This is a genomic window from Aquimarina spongiae (assembly GCF_900141785.1).
In the GTDB taxonomy this organism is placed as follows: Bacteria; Bacteroidota; Bacteroidia; order Flavobacteriales; family Flavobacteriaceae; genus Aquimarina; species Aquimarina spongiae.
On record NZ_FQYP01000018.1, the window covers coordinates 1 to 26,344 of the forward strand.

Below are 26,344 nucleotides of genomic sequence, written 5' to 3' on the forward strand. Positions count from 1 at the left end.
CATCTTCTGCAATAAGAAATGGACTTGCAATATCATCTACGATATAACCTATACGATCAACCGGATAACTAGGGTCGATAGGAACATAGGCATTACCAGAACGCATTACCCCAAGTAAAGCGATAACCATATCCAAAGAACGCGTCAAACATACTGGGATGATCTCTGAACGACCAACCCCTTGCGCCACCAAATAATTCGAAAATTGATTTACCTTGGCCCATAAATCTTTATAACTAATAGATTCGCCTTCATAAACCAATGCAATACCATCCGGTGAAGAAGCTACACTAGCCTCAAACAGTGATAGAAAACTATCAGCTTCTCCATAATCTACATCTGTAGCATTAAAAGAGTACAACAACTCTTCTCGCTCTTCATCACTCATAATATCATTCTTGCTCATTTTTTGAGCTCCATCTTCAGCAATACATTGAAGTGTTCTTTTATAGTATTTAAAAAAATCTTTTACAGCTTCTTCAGAAACGAAACTAGATACATAGGTTAAAGAAAGTTGTAAATCCTCTCCGGTCTTATCTACATTTAAATTAAACAAAGAATTATTACGAACCCCTCCTGTCCCAAAAAACTCACTATCCAGCTCTTCGATTTGATCTAATTGGGTATTATCCTCTCTATCAATCGTAGATTGTTCAAAATCATTATACACATAGAAATCGGTATAATTAAAAAGTATATCTGTAATTGGATTTTGATCAACTATTGGTTCCTGAAGCAATGCTACTATCTTGGAAAATGCAAGCGCATCAAACCTTTTCAGGCTATTTAATTTGGTATTTACCAAACCTACGTACTCTAACCAAGTCTTATCATTAGGTATATTAAATCTTACCGGAATAGTGTTTAGGAAACATCCTAAAATTTTATCCCCATCTTCGATTGTTGGGCGATTGTTAGCTACCATTCCTACTGTCAAATCATCATCGTACGAGAAGGCACTAAGTGTGTATAAAAATGCAGAAAAAGTCAAGTTTTTCAGGCTGATATTGGATGCTTTCGATCTCGATTTCAGTTTTGACAATACATTTACATCTAACTTTTCCTCCCAGAGTCTAAACTCACTCTTATCTTCTATCGAATCAAAAGAAAACCTTTTGTACCCTTCTAATTCTTCCTTCCAAAACTCTTTAACTTCAGTATTCTTTGATATCCAGTTTTGTTCTATTACAAAATCTTTGTAACTACTCTTCAATGGAGTTAGTTCATACGCTGAATTTTCACTCAAAGCGATTAAAACATTATTCAATTCTGTATTGAAATTAGCATCGCTCCAACCATCAATAATCGCATGATGACAAACAAAGCAAATACAATACGAATCATTTCCTAAGTCAAATACCAAAAAGCGAAATAACCCAGGATTTTTAATTGAAAAAGGATGTTTTCTATCCTCAACTAGCACATTGTTAATAGTTTGCTGTTGTTCATTTCTTTTTGCCGATGAAATATCAAAGTGAGTAATATTTAACTCGGCTTCTTTAAAAACAACTTGTAGTAATTCTTCCTTACTTTGATAAAAAGCTGTTCTAAGAATTGAATGCTTATTAATCAACAATTTGATAGCCTCTTCTAAATTATCTATGATGTTTTTTGGATAATTTAGTATATGGACCATTTGGTCGTGATACAGCCCTTGATCGAGCATCGAATAATAAATCATTCCCTTTTGAATATCTGTTGCGGGATAAATATCTTCTATCTCATCTATCTTATCTACTAATATGTTTTCAAGAAGATCATTTTTGTATGTTTCGAATTCACTTTTAATTTTCTCGATTTCGGTTTCGTCAAGACTAAAACTTTGATTTTCTTGAAGATTTTCGCTTATCTCGGCGATTGTTTGGGAAACAAATAGATCTGCAATTTGTAGTTTTATATCCAATTCTTTATTGATCCGATTTACCAATTTGATCGCGATCATAGAATCACCTCCAAGATTAAAGAAATTACTATCGATACCTATTTCATCCACATTAAGCACTGCTGTCCAAATGGAAATCATATTTTCTTCAAATTCATTTCTCGCCGCTCTAAATACGCTAGTATCTTCAATTATTGGTTCTGGCAATTTTCGTTTATCTATTTTTCCATTGGAAGTAAGTGGTAATGTATCCATCTGTACGAAGTAAGATGGTATCATATAATCTGGTAGTGTTCCTGATAATTGCGTTCTGATCTTAGCAATATCCATTGTTTCTTTTGATACAAAGTAGGCGCACAACGTATTATTATCCAACTTATCTTTTCTTACAACAACTACCACATCGTCCCATGCAAAGCATTTCAAAATCTGATTTTCTACCTCTCCGATTTCTATTCTGAAACCTCTTATCTTCACCTGATTATCAATTCGTCCTATATACTCTAATTCTCCATTTTTCAAGTATCGTGCAAGGTCTCCAGTACGGTACAAACGTTCATTGGGTTTATAAGGATTAGAAATAAACTTGGTGTTAGTCAGCTCTTCTCTATTGAGATATCCTCTGGCTACACCGTCTCCTCCTACGAATAACTCGCCTGTAACTCCTTGAGGAACCATTTGTAGATTTTTGTCAAGGATATAAACAGATAAGGTTGGGATAGGTACACCGATATTACTTATTCCATTTTCAATTTCTTCTAAGCCTATTTCTTTGAAGGTAACATGAACCGTGGTTTCAGTAATTCCAAACATATTGATTAATTTGGTGTTAGGATATTTTTGATACCAAGTTTTCAACTTCCCCGGTTTCAGGGCTTCTCCTCCAAAAATCACATACCGAACACCAGAAATGGTGGTATTACTATTGGCGTCAGCTTCAATGAGATTATTAAATGCGGATGGAGTTTGATTAACGATGGTAACTCCTTTATTAGAAATAACATTCCAATACGCCTCAGGATCTTTAGAAACCATTTTAGGAACAACTATTAATTTTCCTCCAAAAAGAAGAGCTCCATACATTTCCCATACGCTGAAATCAAAGCAATGGTTATGAAACATCGTCCAAACATCATTTTCATTAAAATCAAACAATGGCTCTTCATTAAAAAACAGTCTTACAATATTTTTATGTTCAATCATTACACCTTTAGGATTCCCTGTTGTACCAGATGTATAAATGACATAACATAAATCGTTTGGTTGATGAAGTGTTGCTAAAGGTTCTGTATTTTCTGATTTTTGCAAGGCTTCGCCAAATAAAACCACCTTAATTTTGTCAGCTACTTCATAGCTCTCTTGATTAGTGACCACGATGCTGGTCTGGCTATCTTCTAGCATGTAATCAATACGCTCTTTGGGGTAATCTATATCAATTGGTAAATAGGCTCCCCCAGCTTTTAAAATAGCCAACATACTTATTACCGTTTCATGAGAACGATCGGTTAGCACGCCTACAATAGTATTAGGGCCAACCCCTTCTTGTTGAAGAACCCAAGCCAATTGATTACTTTGATCATCCAGTTCTTTGTAAGTCAATGTTTCTTCTTGAAATTCTAAAGCAACTCTATTGGGGTGTTTCTGCACTTGATCTCTAAAAATGGAACAAATTGTTTCATTTTCCGGAAATGAGACCTCGGTTTTATCCAAAGCATTAAGAAGTTGCATTTCCTCTTCTTGGTCTAAGATTTGGATATCTTTTAATTTGATTTCACTATTATTTGCAATAGTTTCTACTATTCTGTTGAAATAAACTTTAAAGTCTTTGATAGTACTTTCTATAAATACATCTGTAGCATACTCAAAATTGAGGTGTAACATATTCTCAGACTCCCCCACCGTTAGGGCTAAATCAAACTTTGCAGTCTTATGCCCATTATCGTAACTACTAATTTGCAAACCTTCAATATTCAACGCCGAAACTTCAACATTTTCGTATGAAAATGAAACATCAAATAAAGGGTTGCGGCCTGAATTTCGTTCAATATTTAGTGCTTCTATTAAATCCTCATATTGAAAGGACTGATTATCAAAACATCTTAGTGCTCTTTCTTTAACCTCCTTTAAAAAATCAATGAATCTTGATTCTCCTTCCGGATAATTTCTGAGCGCAACTGTATTTACAAACATTCCCATTACATTCTCTAGATCGCCATGAGAACGACCTAAAACGGGCGTACCAACTACGATATCATTTTGGTTGCTGAGTTTACCTAGTAAAACATTATAAATCGACAGTAAAACCATGAACAAAGTTGTTCCCTCTTTATCTGCCAAACTCTTTAGAAGATTCGTTGTTTTTTCATTAATAGAGAACTCAACGGTATTCCCTTCATTGGTTTTATGTATAGGTCTTTGATGATCTAACGGTAACTCAAGTATGGATAACTCTCCTTCAAATTCCTGAAGCCAAAACTCTTTTTGTTTTGCCACTTTCTGCTGTTGTTCATTACTTTGTTGCCATTCTGCATAATCTTTATATTGAATGTTTAACTGAGGAAGTTCTTCATTACCATAAATCTTCATGAAATCATATATTAAAATTCCATGAGAAACTGCATCGGTAATAATATGATGGATATCTACTAGAAGGAAGAAGTCTTCTTTTCCCATTTCTACTAATCCGACTCTCAACAATACGTCTTTCTCTAAATCAAAAGGTCTTACAAATTGTTTTAAAATCGCTTGTAGATCTTTTTCTTTTCCTTGGTAATGTTCAAGTTTAAAATCTACATCTTCATAAATTTTTTGGACCGGTTCATCTCCTATCAGCTCGATGTACGTACGTAAAATCTCATGTCTTTGTAAAAGCTTATTAAAAACCTTTTTCAAATGTTTTTTATCCAGGGTTCCTTGTATACGAACTACCTTTGGCATATTGTATACCAAGGATTTCTTATCCAAACTATACAGGAAATATTGTCGTTTTTGTGCAGAAGACAGAGCGTAAAACTCTTTATCCTGAACTTGTGGTATTACCTCTGTATTGTCTTCTCCAGTTTTTACAAGCTTTGCTATAGCTGCAATCGTAGGTGAGTTAAAGAAATCGGACAAGGAGATTTCTTTTTTAAACTTTGTTCTAATTCCGTTGATCAGATGCATTGCCTTTAATGAATCTCCTCCTAAGTCGAAGAAATCATCATTAACTCCAATTTCATTATAACCAAACAGATCTTTCCAAATTTCGGATAATTTTTCTTCATCTTCATCCTTAGGCAACTCCATTGGATTCACCAACTCTGGTCTACTCAATTTTGGGGCTTCAATTTGTTTTTCTGAATCTTCTTCTATCTTGAGTACCCACTTATTTAATCTATGTTCTAAATCGATAACAGATACTATTACCTGATTATGATTTAATATCTTATCAAATTGTTTAAAAACCTCAATTCCTTCGACCGCAGTGATAGCATTCGTTGCATTTTCATCTTCTCCATTTTCAGAAACGGCCCATCCATCCCAGTTGATTGCTACCCAACGTACATTATCTTTTCCATTATTGATTTCAGCAAAACGATCCAAATAACTATTTGAAGAAGCATAACCATAATACCCTATACCTCCCAAAACAGAAGATATAGAAGAAAATAAGGCTACAAATTTTGGAGATCGTTTTGAAAAAACCTGCTGAATATTATTTACACCATCAACCTTAGGGGCCAATTGTTCTAAACAATTTTCAGGATTTACATATTGGATCAGATGTTCCTGGCTATGATCAATTTTGGCTGCGGATAAGTGAAATACTCCATCTATTTTACCTAGTTGTCCCTCAATTTTTTCAATAGCATTTTCAAAGGCGTCTAACGCTATAATATCTGCTGAAACATAAATGACTTTGGCATTTAATGATTTCAAATATTCAAATCTTTCAGATTTTACTTTATCTTCTGGATTCCCATTCGCATTAATTTTTGTTCTACCAACCAAAGCTACTGATGCTCCTATCTCACATAAATGTTTTGCCAATACAAATCCTACATTTCCTAATCCCCCTGTGATTACATAAACATCATCTTTATCAATTCTTAACGCGTTATTAGACTCCACATCTGAGTCGATAGCAAGCTTTTCATAGCAAGGTTCCCATCTGGTTTGTTTTCCTCTTAAAGCTACAGTAGTCGAATTGGTATAGCCCATAGCCTCGTTGCAAATTTGTTGATATAAAGTTTCAATCTCTGAGGTATCAGAAATAGCAACATCAATATTTTTTGATCTTATATGGAAATACTCTTGTGATATTACTTTTAATGCCGCAGGTACAATTGATTCTTTTACATTCAAATTCTCTGTTCCCAAAACATTGAAACTCTCGTTAGTCACATAATTTAAGTATACTTCTGGGATTTGAGTGAACTTAGTTATTCCCTTTACCAACTGTAATAAATGGGTATATGCTGCAGTATTAATAAGTTCATCCGAAGAGAAGTTATTATCCCAACTATCAACGAATGTTGTATCCAGAATATGTAATGGTGTCTCGGTATCAAGATGTTTCAGAACTTCTATATATGCTTCTTTATTACTTTGATCAACATTAAGAATAACCTCGTTCTCTGATACTGTAGTATCATCATCTCCTAAAACAAGTAAGCTCACCTCTTTACAATAAGGACGTATATATTTGGCTAATTGCATAATGGTCTCTTTTTTCGAACCAATGACCAACCAATTTGCCTCACTTTTCTGAGGTTGTTCCAGAGTCACTCTTTTTTTCCATGAAGGAAGATAAAACCAATCTTTCACCTCTTTTTTATACTCAGCATTAAGCGCAGTATTCCCTTGTAAAAAGTTTGTCAACAGATTTGGATCTAATATAAAATCCTTACGAACGAACGGATATCCTGGAAGAGGAATTTTCTGAATATTTTTATTTGGATAAAGTGCATTCCAATCTATAGTTATTCCATCTAACCATAAATCAGCTATTTTCTTAGTCAAAAATGTTGAATCACCTACATTAGTCGCTTTTACATGTCTGGTTAGATTATGAACTTTATGGTTATTACCAAAAGCATTATTTTTCTTAAAAAACGTAGTTAATGAATTTCCTGGGCCTACTTCGATTACAACAGCTTCTTTGGCTTCTAGCAGTGTAGAAATTCCTTTATCCAACTGCACCGTATTTTCTAATTGTTTTGCCCAATAATCTGGTGATTGACATTCCTGTCCTGAAATCCAATTACCAGTGATATTGGAGATGAAAGGAATTTTAGGTTGACGTAAAGTAACCTTAGATAGTTCTTCTTTTAATTGCACTGCCGCTTTTCTCATCATTGGCGAATGAAAAGCATGCGAGGTTTTCAAGATATTATGCTGTAATTCTAAGTCAGCGATTTCTTTTGAAAAATTTTCAATCTCTTTTTTGTCTCCAGAAAGTACGAAGTGATCAGGGCTATTGATTGATCCAAAAGAAAGGGCAGCTGGTTTGATTTTTAAAATTTCTTTCCAATCTGCATTGATCGCCAACATATGCCCTTCTTGCATTGATTGCATATATTCTCCTCGTTTGGAAACAACATGAAGAGCTTCTTTGAGATCAAAAACTCCCGCCAAACATGCTGCAACGTATTCCCCAATGCTATGACCAATAAATCCATCTGCTTTTATTCCCCATGAATTTAAAAGTTGTGCCATTGCGTATTGAAAACTAAACAAAATCGGTTGGCTATTCACCGTCTGGTTAATATGATCACCCTCTGCGCCTTTTGCACTGTATAAAATGGTTTCAAAATCCTTTCCTGTGATTTCCTTTAGAATGCCAAAACATTGGGTAAGAGCAGCATCAAAAACAGGTTCTTTCTGTCTCAAGCCTTTGCCCATATCCACGTATTGCATTCCTTGACCGGGAAATGCAAAAAATACTTTCTGATTTTTTGAATAAGAGGTTACTTCCTTGAATTTATTAGTGCCCAGAGCCTCTATTAGATCTGATTTCTCTTCACAAACGAATGCTGCTTTAAACGGTAGATTTTCTCTTCCCGTTTGTAAAGTGTATGCTACATTCGCTAGCTGGAATGTCCTATTTTCTTTTATAAATTCAGCTAAAGTCCTTTTTTGGGTCTCTAATGCTTCTTTGCTCTTAGCAGATATTGCAATGATATGTTCTTTATTTTCTATTTTTTCATTGCTTTCCTTATATGAGAACTCCTCTAAGATAACATGTGCATTTGTTCCTCCAATTCCAAATGAACTCACACCAGCTCTTCGCATGGTGTTAGATTTCCATTCCTTTGATTGATTACTGATCAAAAATGGAGAATGATCCAATTCTAACATGGGATTAGGAGCACTGAAATTCACTAAAGGAGGAATAGTTTTATTTTTTAATACCAGCACGGTTTTAATAAAACCAGCAATTCCTGCTGCGGCATCAAGATGACCTATGTTGGCTTTTGTAGCTCCCAAATAACAATATTCTTCTTTTTGGGTATTGTAGGCCTTTTTTAAAGATTTAATCTCTATAGGATCACCCAGTTTTGTTCCTGTTCCATGAGTTTCAACAAATCCAATACTATTGGGATCAACTTTAGCAAAATTTAACGCGCTTTGTATAACGTCTACCTGCCCTGGAATGCTTGGTGCCGTATATCCTCCTTTTCTATCTCCGTCATTATTGATAGCACTACCTTTCACTACTGCATAAATATGATCATTATCTGCTATTGCTTTATCCAATCTTTTTAGGACAACCATCCCTGAACCTTCTCCAAAAATTGTTCCTTGAGCGTCCAAATCGAAAGGTCTGCAATGACCATCTGGAGAAGCGATCAACCCTTCTTCATACAAATACCCTTTTTCTTTACTTACGCTTACTGTTGCTCCTCCTGCAACTGCCATATCACACTCTCCCAAAAGAATGGATCTGGAAGCCATATGAACAGCCACCAAAGATGTAGAACAAGCAGTGTCGACATTAATACTAGGTCCTTTTAATCCTAACTTATACGATACTAATGTGGGACCAAAATCTTTATTTATAAAGTGAGCAGCAGACCATTCTCCAACTTTGGACGATACATCCGAGATTTTGGAGAGAACTTCCCACAAGGGATTTGGAGAACTTCCCGTAAACAATCCAATTTTACCTTCGTATTTTGACGCAGGGTAACCCGCATCCAGAAGAGCATTATATACATTTTCATGTGTCAAACGTATTTGAGGATCCAATAACATTGCCTCATCTACTGTGTAATTGAAAAACTCTGCATCAAAGCCAAATTTGTCAGATATTTCTCCACCATTAGAATTTACATAATCTTTATTTTCTACTTGGTTTTTTGGCACACCAGAGTCTATGAGTTCTTGATTACTATAAAAGGTAATTGACTCTTTTCCTTCACTGATATTTTTCCAATATTCATTAATATTATTAGCTTCCGGAAATCTGCAGGACATCCCTATTACCGCAATTTCTAAACCAGTATATTCATTTTTTTTATCCGCCTTCACTTTAAAAAGATTTATGTGTTCTTAGAATTATTTTTATCAGACTCCCTTTTAATATTAGCATATTAAATCTCTAGCAACGATTTCAAATCATTGCTTACGTCTTATATCTACCTATGTTGAATTATTTTTGAGTACTACTTAATTGTTGATTTTACGCATCAAATCGATCGATAAATCATGTAAGTTTTCAGTTTCTGTAGAAGTAGTGTCTTTGGTATCCGTTGTAAAGAAGTTCTTGATCACAGCACTAATCGTATCATAATCGAATAGTTCTGCAACTGGAATGGATACGCCAAATTCATTTTCAATTTTTTGACTCAATTGCACCACTTTTAATGAATTTCCTCCTAAACCGAAGAAACTATCATTAATCCCAATTATATTCTTCTCTACCCCAAGAATTTCTTCCCAAATTTCTACTAATTTGATCTCTGTTTCATTAACAGGAGGCAAGTACGTTTCTTGCTTAGAAATCTCTGGGACTGGTAGTGCTCCATAATCCACCTTTCCATTTGTGGTTAGTGGTAAGGAATCCAAATGCATTATAAATGCTGGGATCATTTGTTGAGTGAGGTACTTCATCAAAAAGGTTCTGATTTTTTGCTCATCCATTTCATTCTGTGCGATGTAGTAAGCGACTAGTACGTCTTCATCATTTAAGCGTTTGACAGATACAACAGCTCTTTCTACCTCTTCAAGGAGACACAATACATTTTCAATTTCTTTTAGTTCTATTCTATACCCTCTAATTTTGACCTGTTCATTATTATGAATACGACCTAAGAAAATGAGTTCATCTGAACTGTTGTAGAAACCTTTATCTCCGGTTTTATAAACCCTAATGGATTCGTTTTCTGGAAGTGTTAAGAATTTTTCTTTGGTAATATCTTCTTTTAAGTATCCCTGAGCAAGAGAATCTCCTGAAATATAAACTTCTCCTGGAACCTGATTAGGTAACACATTCATATTATCATCCAAAATGTAAATCTTTGTGTTATCTATTTCTTTACCGATAGTAATTGGCTCATTTTCTTGGGTGATTCTTGAAGCACTACATGCAACTGTAGCTTCTGTTGGACCATACTCATTAAAAATTACCATTTCAGGATTTAATTTTTTCAATATTGAAACATGATGAGGAAGCAATGCTTCACCTCCAAGAATGGCTTTTTCTATATTCGTATTTTCTAATCCTAACGATCCCAATAGATCGATGTGCGCTGGAGTAGCCTTGATAGCCCTTAGATTAGAAAGAAAAATTCCTTTCAGACTCTTATCCACCGAAATCCCGTCTTCATAAATACTAATTGATGCTCCTCTGGATAATGGAGAAAAAATACTAGTTAATGTAAAATCGAAAGATATCGATGTAAACAATGGCAGATCAAAAGCATCTTGATTTTCAAAATAATAACGGTTCGCCCACTGTACATAGTTGCTCAATCCTTTTTGTAAAATCTTAACTCCTTTTGGGTATCCGGTAGAACCCGACGTAAATAATATATACGCCAAATCGTTGATATCTCCATTAAACGGTTCTGGGTCTACTTCTTCTAAAGCCTCCATCTGTACATCCAACGCAAATACGGTGCCTTCAAAAAACGGTAAATTGAACATCTGCTCTGTATTGGTCAGAATCATTTTTGCTCCAGAATTATTTAGTATATAATTTACCCTTTCTTCAGGAAAAGAAATATCAATAGGAACAAAAACAGCTCTTGCTTTCATAGCTGCCAAAATAGAAATGATCAGGTCAGATGATCTCGAATTGTATAATGCAATAACATCTCCTGTATGTATATTGCACTCTTCTTTTAAGTAATATGAAAGTTTATCTACGTTCTTCATTAACTCCTCGTAAGTCATAGTCTTACCAGAATCTTCGATAGCTACGGCATTCTTTCTTAATTTTGATGCCTCCTGAATGATATTAAATATATGATCAGAGTCGTTCCAATTCTTAGAAATCGGATCACTCGCTTTCTTATCACTTTGTTTTCTATCAGCAGTAGTCAAATTGATGTTACCTATAGGTGTTTCCGGTTTGTTAACCACTACTTGTAATAGGTTTTTAAAGAACTCGCCGTACAACACAATAGTTTCTTTCTTAAACAAATCTGCATTGTATTCAAAACTAAATGTCAACCCTTCTTCTCTTTGACTAAAAGTAAACAGAATATCAAAACTAACTTTGTTATTTTTTTGCTCCACTCGTTCGAGTTGCAGTGTATTTTCCTCTGGTTTTGATACACTTCTATCCCCTATATCATCGGATGAAAAGACAACATCGAAAAGTGGATTTCTATTCCTGTTTTTTGGAACATCTAATTGGTCCACAAGATTTTCAAAAGGATATTTTCTGTTATCAAAATCTCTATACACATTTTCTTTTACTTTGCTAAGAAACTCCCTAAACTCCAATTTCGAATCAACACTATTTCTCAATGCCATGGTTTCAATAAACATACCCATTACATCATCATAATTTGCCAGGTTTCTACCCAAGTGAGTAGTACCAACAACCACATCTTCTTCATCTGTCAGTTTTGACATAAGCATGTAAAAAATTGCCAAATTATATGTAAACAGTGTAGCGCCCTCTTTTTTTGCTAACGCTATGATCTGTTTGGATAATGCTGCATCAATGGTAAAACTGTAAAAGTCTCCTTTTTTGTCATTATCGAGGTGCCTTGGAAAATCAGTAATTAATCCAGTAGACGAAGTATAATCTTCAAATCTGTCTTTCCAATACTGTTCTTCTTCTTTTAATTCTTGCTGAACCTCTTCTGAATGAAAGTACTCTACATAGGACGTAAAATCCTTATCCAACATTTCTAAGGTCTTATTTTCTATAATTCGCATCAAATCATTCAAAAGAATTTGATTGGATCTACCATCAGAGATGATATGATGAATATCAATTAACAAGTAGTCTTTACCTGCGCTATTGGAAACTTTTGCAGCCCTTAAAAGTGGGGCAGTACTCAAATCAAATGGACGCTGAAATTCTTTTGCTACCTCATCAAATTCTTGATCATTCTCTATTGAAAATTGTTCGAGTGTAAACGTAACGTCTTGATGTATCTTTTGAACAGGTTCTTCTTCCACAATTTGGTAAGATGCCCGTAATACTTGATGTCTTTGGATCAATTGTTCAAAAGCTTTTTGCAATTGATCTGTGTCAAAGCTCTCTGCTTTGAAAATAAAAACTTGATTGTAATTGGTTTCTTCAGGATAAAGCCTATTTAGAATAAACATCCTTTTTTGCGAAGGAAGTAACGGATAAGTTGTTTTATCAGTCTCTTCTTTGATTACTAACTTGGGGGTTGCTTTGGTTTCTTCTTGTTTTATCGCTATAACCTCTGCAAAGGATCTCATTGTTGGATGAGTAAAAAACTCTTCCAACGAAATCTTTACATTTAGATTTTGTTTTATCTGGTTGATAAATTGAATTGCCGCCAAAGAATCTCCTCCTAATTCTAGGAAGTCATCATCAATTCCAACTTTATTAATTCCAAACAACGAACAACATAAATTGGTTAAAGTTTTTTCTAATTCTGTAGTAGGTTCTACGTAGGAAGTGGTTAGATCTGGCCTTTCGTAAACAATTTGGTCCATTTCTTCACCGATCCCGGCATAAGAATCCTCTTCACCAAGCTTATGACTATTGAAATCTTTAATCAAATCAGATTTGCTAATCATAATATTTGAACTAGAGTTGACTAAACTTTTTCTAAATACTTCTACCCCTTCTTTGGGAGTTAACCCTTCTTCAATCAATGCATCAATCTCTGCATCTGTTTTTTCATGGGTATCAGAAATTGCCTTTACCGTCATTCCTACCTCTTTCCAATCACACCAGTTTATGGTAAAAACATTACCATTTCCAGAATATCCTTGTGAGTAACCATCAAAAAACTCGTTGGCAACATTGTAGGCTACCTGACCAAACTTTCCTTTGTAAAACAGATTACCAATAGAAGAGAAAAGAGCTACAAAATCCAGTTCTTCGAAATCTAGTATTTCTTCTAGTGCTAAAAGCCCATGTACTTTTGATTTTATATTGGCAATAAATTTTTGAGTGTCCCTATTTTGGATCACCCCATCATAATCTATTACTCCAGCAGCCCAAATAACTCCATTTATTTTTCCCAGTTCATTTTCTACTTCTTGCACTACTTCGGCCATTTGTTGAGAATTCGAAACATCTGCGCTTAGGATCATAACTTTTGCCCCAGTCGCCTGCATTTTTTGAATTTCTAATATCTTTTTGCTTGTGGCATCCTGTTCTCCATGTACTTTCAACCAATCATTCCATTCGTCTTCATTTGGGAACTTTCTTCTGGTTATTAAGGCTAAATTTGCCTTTTCGTTTTCAGCAATATCTTTGGCAATCGAGAATCCCATACCACCAAATCCTCCGGGGATCAGGTAACAACCATTTTCTCTTATATGAATATTCTCTTCCTCCTTGTTTTCTAGCTTTTTTACGGAGTAAATAAATCTTTCTTTTTGTCTATATGAGACTATGATATCTTCTTTCTCTTTTTGAGCAATTTCATTGTTAATAATCCGCAGAACATCGAACTCTGGACTCTCTATTTCTGCTACATCCAAATCGATCATTTTACAATTCAAATTGTCGTATTCTGTGGAGATGATTTTTAATGCTCCAAGATTCATAGTCTTAAAAGGACTCACTTTATCTTCTGAAGTTATTTTTGCGGTTTCCCTCGTAATTACTGTAAAGTCCATATCATTACTAAAACCATTACTTAGTAGCCCTTTTGCCAAAAATGCAAGACTCAAATATCCGTGATTTAGGGCATTTTGTAATTGGTTTTCCGTTTCTGGAATACTATCTACACCTTTACAATGAATTATTCCCGAAAAATGATTATTTCCATTACTTTTTAATTGTTCAAACAGAGATTTATAAGATTCCAAATCATTATAATTAAAGGTATACTTGATCGGACTAATTTGTTCAAAGACATCTCCCTCAACTACTTCAATGATTTGATCATAACCTGCTGCTTTGAATTCTTTAATTATTCTGTTTCCTAAACCTCTCTTATCGCTAAATACCAAAAGCTTTTGCTCTTTGTCCACATCTGAGATGTCAACATTCAAAATTGAACTTTTTACCCATCTGTGCGTAAATAGCCAATTTGACATTTCTAAATCTACGTTTTGTGAAACACCATTGGATGGATTGCTTAAACCATTCAACAACTTCTCTAAATTATATTTTAAAGGGAATCTCGTCTTTTCAAAAGGATAGGTTGGTAAGTATACTCTTTTCGCGTTTTCGGATTTATACAATTCTTGCCAATCTATGGTAGTTCCCAATTTCCATATTTCAGAAACCTTTTTGATAAAGTAAGCATCGTTTTGATTTTTTTCGTCTGCAGCGTTTAATAGATCGACTGTTACAATGTTCTCTTGCTTTTTAGCTATGCGATCGATCAATTTAGTTAATTGATCTCCGGGTCCTATTTCTACAAAACTAGTATGCCCCTGATCAATCAATGTTCGAATTCCTTTAGCAAAATAGACCGTATTTCTTAGGTGCTCACTCCAATACTTCCCATCGATAGGTGCTTCAAAAAACGCTCCGTTATGATTGGAAATTAATGGAATTCTTGGTGTTCCAAAAGTAAAATCATTTAGAAACTTTGAATACTCATCCAATACCCCATCCATCATCGAGGAATGAAAAGCATGCGAAGTTTTTAGTTTTTTGGTGTATATATTTTCTGATTTTAAAACGGAAACAAATTGTTCTATTTCGTTGGTATCACCAGAAATTACCGTTAACTCATCAGAATTTACTGCGGCAACAGAAATACTTTCAGGACACAATTTCTTAATCGTTTCCTCATTCGCAAAAGTGGCATACATTGCTCCTCTTTCGGCTTGTTGCATTAATTTAGCCCTCTTGCCAATAATTTGTATAGCATCATTCAAATTCATCACGTCAGCAATTACAGCCCCAGCATACTCTCCGATACTGTGTCCAATAAGCGCTGAAGGTTGCACTCCTAAATCGATCAAAAACCGTGCAAGTGAATAACTGATTGAAAACAACCCAAGCTGGGTATACAAGGTTTCGTTGATTTTGATATCGTTTGCCTCTTCGGATTTGAACAACTCTACTTTCAAGTCAATATCATGATACTCTTCTATCAATTTGAAACAGCTATCCAAATATGTTCTGAAAATCTCATGTTTGGTATACAATTGTCTACCCATATTTAAATATTGAGATCCCTGGCCAGAAAAAACAAAAGCACATTTGTTATATGCCGTAGCATTTTTCACCTCATTAACCGGCGTTTGCAGCTCTGAAATCAGATCATTTACTGTTCTTGCTGTAAACGACTTTCTTACTGGCATATCTGCTCTTCCGCAATTGAAGGTATACGATATATCGGCTAAGTTCTGGTGTTCATTCTTTTGCAAGAAGGAGATCAAATCCGAACGCAGTGCGTTTAACTTATTTGTATTTCTAGCAGACAAATTGATCGCATATTCATAATTGGTAGTAATGTCTAAGCTCTTTTCTTCATAAGGCTCTTCCACAATAATATGGCAATTAGTACCTCCTATCCCAAAAGAACTAATACCTGCCCTTAGTTTATTAGAATTACTTTCCCATGGTTTCAATTCATTATTTACGTAGAAAGAAGATTTATCGAAATCAATATTTGGATTAGGCTTCTTGAAATGCAGACTAGCAGGAATCTTTTTGTTTTCCATCATTAGCAACACTTTGATTAGAGAAGCTACTCCTGCTGCGGTATCTAGGTGTCCTATATTGGTTTTAACAGATCCAATGGCGGTCTTTACGGAATCATCCTGTTTATAAGCTTCTTTTAAGCCATCTATTTCGATAGGATCTCCTAATTTTGTCCCGGTTCCGTGTGCCTCTATATAAGAAATTGAATTGGGATCAACTCTTGCTATCTTAATAGCGTTTTGAATCACTTTTCTTTGACCACTAACGCTTGGCGCAGAATATCCAATTTTATCATTTCCATCATTATTGATCGCGCTTCCTTTGATAATCCCATATATTTTATCATTATCTCGAACGGCATCTTTATATCTCTTTAGAATTACCACACCTCCTCCTTCACCGTTTACCGTTCCTTTTGCTTCGGCATCAAAGGCGCGACAATGCCCATCGGGTGATAAAATGAGGTTTTCATGATATTCATATCCTCCCGCATCTAATAACGATGCCGAAACACCTCCTGCAACCGCAATCTGACAGTCCCCGGTTTGTAGTGCTCTTGCTGCTTGATGCACTGCCACCAAAGACGAAGAACAAGCCGTATGTGTATACATTGCCGGTCCTTTTAAATTTAAATTATAAGAAATCAAAGAGCACATAAAATCCTTATCTGCCAAATATCCCGAAGCAAAAGCATTCACCTTATTGCTTCCATCCAACATGACCATACTTTGCCATATACTATTATTGCTGGCGCTAGCATACAATCCTATTTTCGCTTTTGTTTTTGAAGGTGTATAACCAGACATTTCCAGTCCTTCCCAAACAATTTCATGAAAAATTCTGGTTTGGGGATCCATCACATTGACCTCTGCAGGAGTGTAACCAAAAAAACCTGCGTCAAAGCAATCTTTATTCCCTAAAACCCCATTTGATTTGATATAGTTTTCCTTTTGGAAAAGTTCTTCGGCTATTCCCAAAGCTTTTAACTCATCATCCTCAAAAATGGTAAACGTTTCTTCTCCTTTTGAGAGACTTTCCCAATAGGCTTCTGCATTTTTACACGTATTAAATCTCCCGGCATATCCAATAATAGCAACTTCTAGCCCAGTAAGTTCGTTTTCTATTTTTTTGTCATTTCTTAAATTCATAATGAGATTTTTTCTGATTCAAATACCAGTTATGAATACCAGTATATGTGTTGACCTACCCAATAAAAGTGGCCAACAACTTTGATTTTGTTTTATTAAATATTAGAATGTTGATTATTTTATAATCATCCACAAACACCCCGTTAAGTTGTATGGGTTGTTCTTTTTTTTGCGGTTAATTATTCATCATCTATGTCAAATAGATCCAATGTAGAGTTAATTTCTTCGAATGAAACGTCTTCTTGTTCATCCTCTGCGCTTGTTTGTCCTATATTTTGATCTATGATCCTGGAAAGTGCTTCGATAGTAGGAAATTCAAATACGTTGACTACCGAAATTTCATATTCAAACTCCTCATTGATTAAATTCACCATATTCATCAATTTTATAGAGTTTCCACCGATCTCGAAAAAATTAGTTTTGATTCCTATCACGTCTTGAACCAGGTCTAGTACTACACTCCAGATTCTAACTAATCGTTCTTGTGTTTCATTTTTAGGACTTACGTAATCCTCTCCAACTTCAATTTCAAAATCCGGTAGTTTTTTCTTATCTATTTTACCATTAGGTGTTAATGGCATTTCTTCTAGCTGAACATAGAAAGGAGGAATCATATACTCTGGTAACTTGTTTTGAAGAAAGGTCTTTAATGCTGACCTATCTAACTCCGTTGTCCCTACAAAATAACCGATCAAATGTTTATCATTATTTTTTTCGACCACAATTACTGTGACTTCCTCAATGTCAGGATGTTTTAATAGTTGATTTTCTATTTCTCCTAACTCAATTCTAAATCCACGTATTTTTACCTGATTATCTATTCTACCTATAAACTCTATATTACCGTCTGGAAGCCATTTGGCCATATCTCCAGTTCTGTACAATCGCCCAGCATTAAAAAGCTCGGTATCCATAAATTTATCCTTGGTTAACTCGGGATTGTTCAAATAGCCCTTGGCCAAACCTACTCCTCCGATAAATAATTCTCCAGGTACTCCAATAGGTAATAGCTCCATATTCTTACCTAGAATATAAATTTCGGTATTCGGTATAGGCTTACCTATGATCCCTCCATCACCTATTTTTATACCATTGTTATAGGTAACCGCAATCGAAGACTCTGTAGGACCATATTCATTATTTACCGATACGTGCGGTAATATTGCTTTTGATTTCTCCAACAGCTTATCGGTTGGGCGCTCACCCCCTACTCCTATGAAACGTAATTGCTCCATATTTTCACTGCTTTTTAATTCATCTAATATGGCATTATAAATCGCAGGTGTAGTACAACAATTAGTAACTTTTTCTTTTTTAATAGTATCTACGATATGTTTTGGATTTACTCTATTTTCTTCGGAAACAAGAACCATAGTAGCTCCAGAAAGGAGACTGGTATAAAAGTTTGTAGCATATGCATCAAAAATATAAGGAAATAACTGTAGCGTAACATCCTCTGGATGATATCCAAATTTTTGAATCCTCCAACAGATATAGTTCAATACTCCTTTTTCTTTTACTTCGACACCTTTAGGGTTTCCGGTAGTACCAGAAGTGTAGATAACATTTAATAGATCTTCCTTGTTTTTTTGGATACTCATTCCTATTTCAGGAAATTCACCGTCTTCTTTTTCGGTATAATCAAAACAAATAATTTGTTCTTTATCCAAAGACAACTGATTGAAATATTCATCTGCAGACAGTCCCTCCTGTACAACTACCAGATCAGCTTGACAATCCTTAAGGATATATGCATTTCGCTCTGCAGGTGCTGAGGGAGCAAGAGGTACATATACACTATTTGCTTTTATTACTCCTAAAATTGATGCTATCATCTGGATAGAAGGATCAAAGTAAAGTGCTACCTTACTTTTTGTTTTAGATTGTTTTTGAATAATTTTCTTCGCCACTTGATTGGCCAAAGCATTTAGTTCCCGATACGAAATTTGTTCCTCTTCGAAGATCAAAGCAATCTTATCCGGATCCCTTTTCACTTGGTTTTCGAAAAGACTAATGATCGAATCACCGGTCTCATTGATCACCGGAGTGCTTTTAAAGTCATTCAATAAAAGGAGCTTTTCTCCTTCGGATAAGATATCTATGTCGGATAATTTGATACCATCATTTTGAACTACAGATGAAATAATCTTTTGAAGATATTCGCTAAACCTCTCAATAGTTGACGTTTTAAACAATTTTGTGGAATATTCGAAATACACAAAAAACTGATCTCCTTCTTCTTTTACTGACAACATCAAATCCAATTTGGAAGCTGCATGATTACTTTGATATGGACTCAAAGAAAGATTAGGAATTTCTAAAACATTATCCTCAAATTGCTCAAATACAAAAAGCACATCAAACAAAGGGTTATGACCAGCTACTCGATCTAATTTGAGTTCATCAACGATATCATCGTATTGGATTTCCTGATTATCCAAGGCCTGCAACGTTCTGGTTTTAACTTTTGCAAGAAACTCGACAAACTGTAAACTTCCATTCGGATAATTTCGCAAAGGAATGGTATTTACAAACATTCCTAGCATATTTTCAATATCAGCATGCTGACGTCCTGCCACCGTTGTACCAATGGTTACATCTTCAAGATTTGTTAATTTATTCAGTAGAATGTAATAAAAAGATAAGAACAACATAAATGTGGTTACATTCTCTTTTTGAGCAATTTCTCTGAGTTTTTTACTATCCTCAGAATTTAGCAAGAAATTTAATCCTGCTCCCTTATTGACTTTATCTGATACTCTTGAGTAATCTATTGGTAGTTCTAATACCTCAGGTGTTTCTACAAATTCATTTTTCCAAAATGCTTTTTGACTTTCAATATTTTGTTTTTGTTCTTCACTCTGTTGCCAAACCGCATAATCTTTATACTGAATTTGCAACTCTTCTAAATCTTTTCCATTGTAATAGTTGACAAAATCTCTTATCAAAATTCCTTGAGAAACTCCATCGTTAATAATATGATGAATATCGAGCATCAATATATGATCGGAGGAGTCGCGTGTGATTAAACCAACTCTCAATAGAGGAGCCATTCCTAGATCAAATGGTCGTATGAAATTAGACACAATCTCATCTACATCTGCGTTAAGATGATCATGATATTCGATCTTAAAATCAACGTTGTTATTTATATATTGTACGGGTTGTCCCTCTTTGATCATGAAACTTGTTCTTAAAATCTCATGACGATCGATGAGTTTCTTAAAAGCTTCTTCGAGCCGTTTTTTATCCAGTTCCCCCGTTAATTCGAAAACACTAGGCATATTATAAGCAAGGGATTCTTTATCAAACTCATACATGAAATATACCCGTTTCTGTGTAGAAGATTGAGGATAATAATCCTGCTTATTCGCTCTTGGAATTTCGATATAAGTGGTGGTATCTTTTTCTGCTATATATTGTGCTAATTGTCTAATATTTTGATAAACAAATATGTCTTTAAGAGATATTTTCACTTTTAATTCCTGCGCTATTCTATTTACCAGAATAGCTGCTTTGAGGGAGTGTCCACCAAGTTCAAAAAAGCTTTTAGCAACACTCAATACTTCTTCTTTAACACCGAGAATATCAGACCACAACCCTCTTAATTGCGCTTCTAAAGCATTGGATGGTTCTTGGTGATTTTCCTCTAATCGGATTTCGGGCATTGGCAGATTATTTCTGTCTACTTTGCCATTTACAGTTAGAGGTAGTCGATCTAGTTCAACAAAAAATGAAGGTACCATGTATTCTGGTAATTTTTGCGATACATAACTACGTAGTTCTGCTGTGTCAATTTCTTGTTCAGTTGTATAATACGCAACTAGGGTTTTACCTTGAGCCTCACCTTTTGCTACTACAATCACATCTATTATTCCGTCGTACAGTGAAAGGTTATTTTCAATCTCATCTAATTCAATGCGATACCCTCTAATTTTGACTTGCTTATCTTTTCTTCCTATATATTCAATATTTCCATCTCCTAACCATCTTACCAGATCCCCAGTTCTATATAAGGTGTTATTTTCTTTAGGATCAAAGAAGTTTTTGATGAATTTTTGTTTGGTCAGCTCAGGATTATTTATGTATCCTTTGGACACCCCTACTCCGGAAGTTAATAACTCTCCCACAACACCTTTAGGAACCAGGTTTAAGTTTCCATCAACTATATATACTTTTGTCCCCGCAATAGGTTTACCAATAGGAATTGAGGTATACAGATCTAAATCATTAGGTATTTTGTAAAAACAAGTAAACGTAGTATTCTCTGTTGGCCCATAACCATTATACATCACAACGTTAGGCAACTTATCATAAACAGCCTTCACCGAACCGGGATGTACTACATCTCCCCCAGATACTACATATTTCAATTTTAAATCTGATATATCACTTTTACACCATTGATCCAACAATCCCGATGTTAACCAAATCGTGTTTACATTGTTTTTCTTAATTATGTTATTCAACAATTCGATATCGAGATATTTCTGTGGATACATCACCAAAGTCCCTCCTTTCAATAGCGGTATCCAAAGTTCGAATGTAGCCGCATCAAAAGCAATAGATGATAACTGAAGGGTAGTTGTAGAAGTATCAAAAGTAATACCTTCTAAATCCAATAAACGAACTACTCCAGAATGTTTTACCAATACTCCTTTTGGAAGCCCTACACTTCCCGAGGTATAGTTTACATATGCTATATCTTCTAAATCGGTTTCTATCGCAATAGGATTTTGAGAAAAAGAAGCGATCTCGTTCTCAAACAATTGCTCCAAATTAAGTTGATCAATTCCCAAATCCAAGTTGAATGTTGAATCAACCAATACGATTGTCGCATCAATATCTTTTAGGATATGCTTTACTCTATCCTCAGGATAATTGGGGTCAATAGGAACATATGCTCCTCCTGTCTTCAAAATCCCTAGTATCGCCATAACCATATCCAGTGATCGATTGATGCAAAGAGGAATTAGTGCTCCTTTGTTAACGCCGTTATTAACCAGAAATCTTGCTAATTGATTTGTCTTTTGATCCAGTTGCTTGTAAGTAAGTTGTTCTTTATTGCATACAACCGCTACATTATCCGGGTACTTACGTACCTGTTCCTGAAAGGATTCTAAGATATTTTTTGTTTCAGAAAACGTCTCAAAAGATTGATTAAAAGTAACCAACAACTCTTTCTTTTCGGTATCTGGAAGTATATCAAAATCTTTTATCTGTTTTTCTTGATTTTGAACAATTTCTGCAACTATTCTTTTATAATATTGAACAAACCTCTGGATCGTTTCTTCTTTAAATAAAGAAGCTGCGTATCCAAAACTTAAAGTAATGGTGTCTTCTTCTTCGATTGCCATCAAAGTTTGATCAAACCTAGCTATATTATGTTCATAAGAAAATGGAGAAATATCCAAATTTTCTAACTTCAATGCTTGATCCCTAGAGTTTTCGAAAGCAAAAATGTTATCAAATAAAGGGTTCCTGTTAGAGTTTCGCTCTAGTTTCAATTCATCTATTAAATCTTCATATTGAAAATCTTGGTGATTAAAACAATCGAGAATATTTGATTTTACATATTGTAAAAAATCGGTATAATTATCTTGTAGATTTATTTTGAAACGAACAGGGATTGTATTTACAAACATACCGAGCATATGCTCTAGATCAGCATGTTGACGTCCTGAAGAAACGGTACCTATAGTCACATCAGATTGGTTACTGATTTTGTGTAATAATAGCACATATACGGATACTAACACCATGTACATAGTGACTTGCTGTTCTTCTGTAATTTTTCTAAGCTCGTTTGTTTCTTCTTCTGTAAATTGAATGACCATCTCTCCTCCTACGCGGTCATCTTCAGTATTCCTATCAAAATCAGTTGGAACTTCTACAACAGGTGCATCTGTGGCAAATTTTTCTAACCAAAATGCTTTTTGGTTCTCTAATTGAGTTTCTTGCTTTTCACCTTGTTGCCAAAGCACATAATCTGTATACTCCAGACGATTTGGTAATAGCTCGCCTCCATTATACAGTTCTAAGAATTCTCTAAACAATATATTTTTTGAAACTCCATCACAAATAATATGATGCATATCTATCATCAAAATGTGATTATTAGGATCTAGATCTATTAACCCTACTCGTAGTAAAGGACCCGTACTAAGATCAAAAGGTTTTATAAAACCCTTTACTACCTGAGATACCTCTGCTTCGGAACAATGAAAATATGTGGGCTTGAAGTTCATATTTTCCTTTATTTGCTGCATCGGAATATTGTCAACAACTGTTATAACTGTTCGAAGTATTTCATGTCTTTGCACCAAACTTCTGAAAACAGTAGCTACATTCTCTTTGTTAAGTTGCCCTTCCAGGCGAACTATAGTAGGCATATTATATGCAATGGAGTTTTTCTCTAATTCATTAAGAACAAACTGTCTCTTCTGAGCAGAAGACAGTGGATAATATTTTTGCTTTTTAGCTTTTTGAATCTCAAAATAATCCGTAAGCTCTTCGTTAGCTATATGTTTTGTCAGTTCTTGAATACTTGGGTACTCAAAAATATCTTTAAGGCCCACCGCTATCTTAAGCTCTTTTGAAATTTGATTAACTAATATAGTTGCTAACAATGAATGCCCCCCTAGGTCAAAAAAACTGTGACAAATTCCTATTTCTTCTTTTTCAATGGGCAATATTTTTCCCCAGATAGTTTGTAGTTTTTCTTCCAATTCATTAGACGGGGGGACAAATTGAGTTTTCTTTTTGAGTTGTGGATTAGGTAGCGCTTTTTTATCTATCTTCCCATTTATGGTAAGTGGAAAATGATCCAACTTGCAAAAGTAGGAAGGCACCATATAATCAGGTACTTTAGATATCAAAAACGTTTCTATTGCATTATCTTCCAACTCAAAATCAGATTGATAATATGCTGATAGATAATCTCCAGCTACAGCATCTTTTTTATGTATTACGATTGCTTCTTTTATTTCGGGGTAAGAGGATAGCCAATATTCTATTTCACCAATTTCAACGCGATAACCTCTAATTTTTACTTGATCATCTATTCTTCCTTTGTAAATGATCCGATCATTATGATCTCGAACACCGATATCACCTGTTTTATACATCTTTTTCCCTTCTACAAATGGATGTTGAATAAAACGCTGATCTGTAAGCTCTTTTTGAGAAATATATCCCAATGCCAATCCTTCTCCAGATATATATATTTCTCCATCTACATTGTTGGGCACAACATTTAAGTTTTCATCCAAAACATAGATGTTGGTATTTTGAATTCCCTCACCTATGGGCACCGAGATGGATTGATCTTCTGGCTTGAATTCATAAATCATACACCCTACAGTAGCCTCTGTTGGGCCGTATTCATTATAAATAGTGATATGCTCGTTAAACTTGTTATATATCGAATTTGCCAGCTCATAGGTAAGCTCTTCTCCTCCAACAATTAATCTTTTGGGAGGAATGCTGAAATTGGGTTGAATAGCAGTACTATGATCTAGAATCTTCAAATGTGAAGGGGTCAATTTGATAACATTGATGTTATCATCCATTATGATTTTTTCTATGGCAATGCTCTTCTCATTTTCGTTATATATTGAGATTTGATTTCCAGTGGTTAGTGGTGTAAAGATAGATGTAACCGTAAGATCAAATGAAATAGATGTGTACAAAGGGAAATTACCTTTACCATCGTTTAGATATTGTTTTGATGCCCAATCGATATAGTTTACCAGTGATTTATGAGGTATCATCACACCTTTAGGGACTCCTGTAGAACCCGAAGTATAAATAATATAGGCTAAGTCTTCACTTTTGATTTCATCGATCAAATCAGTTGGCTGGACTTTATCTATTTCAGTTTGATAAGTGTTTAAATCAACTATGTTATTTACAACCTCTTTAAGGTCCTCCAAAAAATTTCCTCGAGTAATCACAAGATCCAATTCAGAACTCTTGGCAATAGTAATAATTCTCTCTTTTGGTGTATTTATGTCGATAGGAATATATGCACATCCAGCTTTAAGAATCCCTAAAATAACTGGAACTAAATATTTCTCTAATTCTAAAACTACCCCTACCAAACTCTTCTCTGCTAGTTCTAAATCATTTTTTAGAAAACTTGCTATTCTATTCGAGAGTTCGTCTAATTCCTTGTAAGAAATAGTACTTCCATTGATGCTGATTGCTGTATTTTCTGGATGTTTGCTAACCTGCTTACGAAAAAGTGAAATTACTGTTTCTTCTTGCGGATACGGAGTTGTTCTATTATTCAATCCATAAATAAAATGCTGAGCCTCCTTCTCAGACAAAACATTAACTTCTGATATAGTGATCCCTTTTTGGTGAATTAACTGATCTAAAAGATTGAAAAAATGCTCAGCAAGGGTATCAATAAAAACAGATGAAAACTTGGAGCTATCAAATTGAATTTCTAAACTTGGTTCTTTCTCGGTCTCAAATACGAAAAGAATTTCAGGCGAAATATCTTCTACATCAACCCTATTTTGAATAGCATTTAGACAGAGCCCAATTTTAGGTCGTTTATCAAGTTCCTCTGGGCTTAGTCCCAACATTTTGGTTAAAGGAAAATTACTATTGCTATAGTCATTCTTCAAATCATTTTTAACCTGATGCACAAATTGGCTGAAACTTACATCTCCCTGGATCTTGAATCTAACAGGAATCACCTTATTGTTCTGTTCAAGAGTTTCGGAAAGATCAAAAACAGGTGTAAAAATTATATTTTCTAAGCTAGAAGAGTACTTTGAAATCAATACAGATAATGCAGAAATCAACAAGACATGTTTGGCCTTATCCGAAGATGCGATTTGATCAAGTCGATCGAAAACTTCTTCAGGGAACTTCTTATTTTGAACTGAAAAACTTTCAATACCGTAATCAGTTTTATAAATATCATTATTGAAATAAGACAATACATCTACGTTTATTAACCTCTCTTCCCAGTATTTTCTGGATTTTATATTTCTGTTAACCTGTAATGCTTCAAAATCTAAAATTGAATTTCCAGACATGGTAGTA

General features: G+C 34.7%; 3 protein-coding genes. All 3 read right to left on the reverse strand.

Going from position 1 to position 26,344, the window contains the following annotated elements; genetic code table 11:
* The coding region (locus BUE24_RS23310) for a hybrid non-ribosomal peptide synthetase/type I polyketide synthase (protein ID WP_073322128.1) at positions 1-9,394 on the reverse strand (9,394 nt) is incomplete at its 3' end.
* 138 nt (positions 9,395-9,532) lie between these two features.
* Complete coding sequence (locus tag BUE24_RS23315) at positions 9,533-17,284, reverse strand: hybrid non-ribosomal peptide synthetase/type I polyketide synthase (protein ID WP_073322131.1); 7,752 nt, start codon at positions 17,282-17,284, stop codon at positions 9,533-9,535.
* A 179-nt stretch (positions 17,285-17,463) separates the two neighbouring features.
* Complete coding sequence (locus tag BUE24_RS23320; RefSeq protein WP_073322134.1) at positions 17,464-26,337, reverse strand: non-ribosomal peptide synthetase; 8,874 nt, start codon at positions 26,335-26,337, stop codon at positions 17,464-17,466.
* Positions 26,338-26,344 lie beyond the last annotated feature (7 nt).

Excerpts from the sequence above, each read along its gene's own strand:
- BUE24_RS23315 (WP_073322131.1), bottom strand. The coding sequence starts at position 17,284 with ATGAATTTAAGAAATGACAAAAAAATAGAAAACGAACTTACTGGGCTA.
- BUE24_RS23320 (WP_073322134.1), bottom strand. The coding sequence starts at position 26,337 with ATGTCTGGAAATTCAATTTTAGATTTTGAAGCATTACAGGTTAACAGA.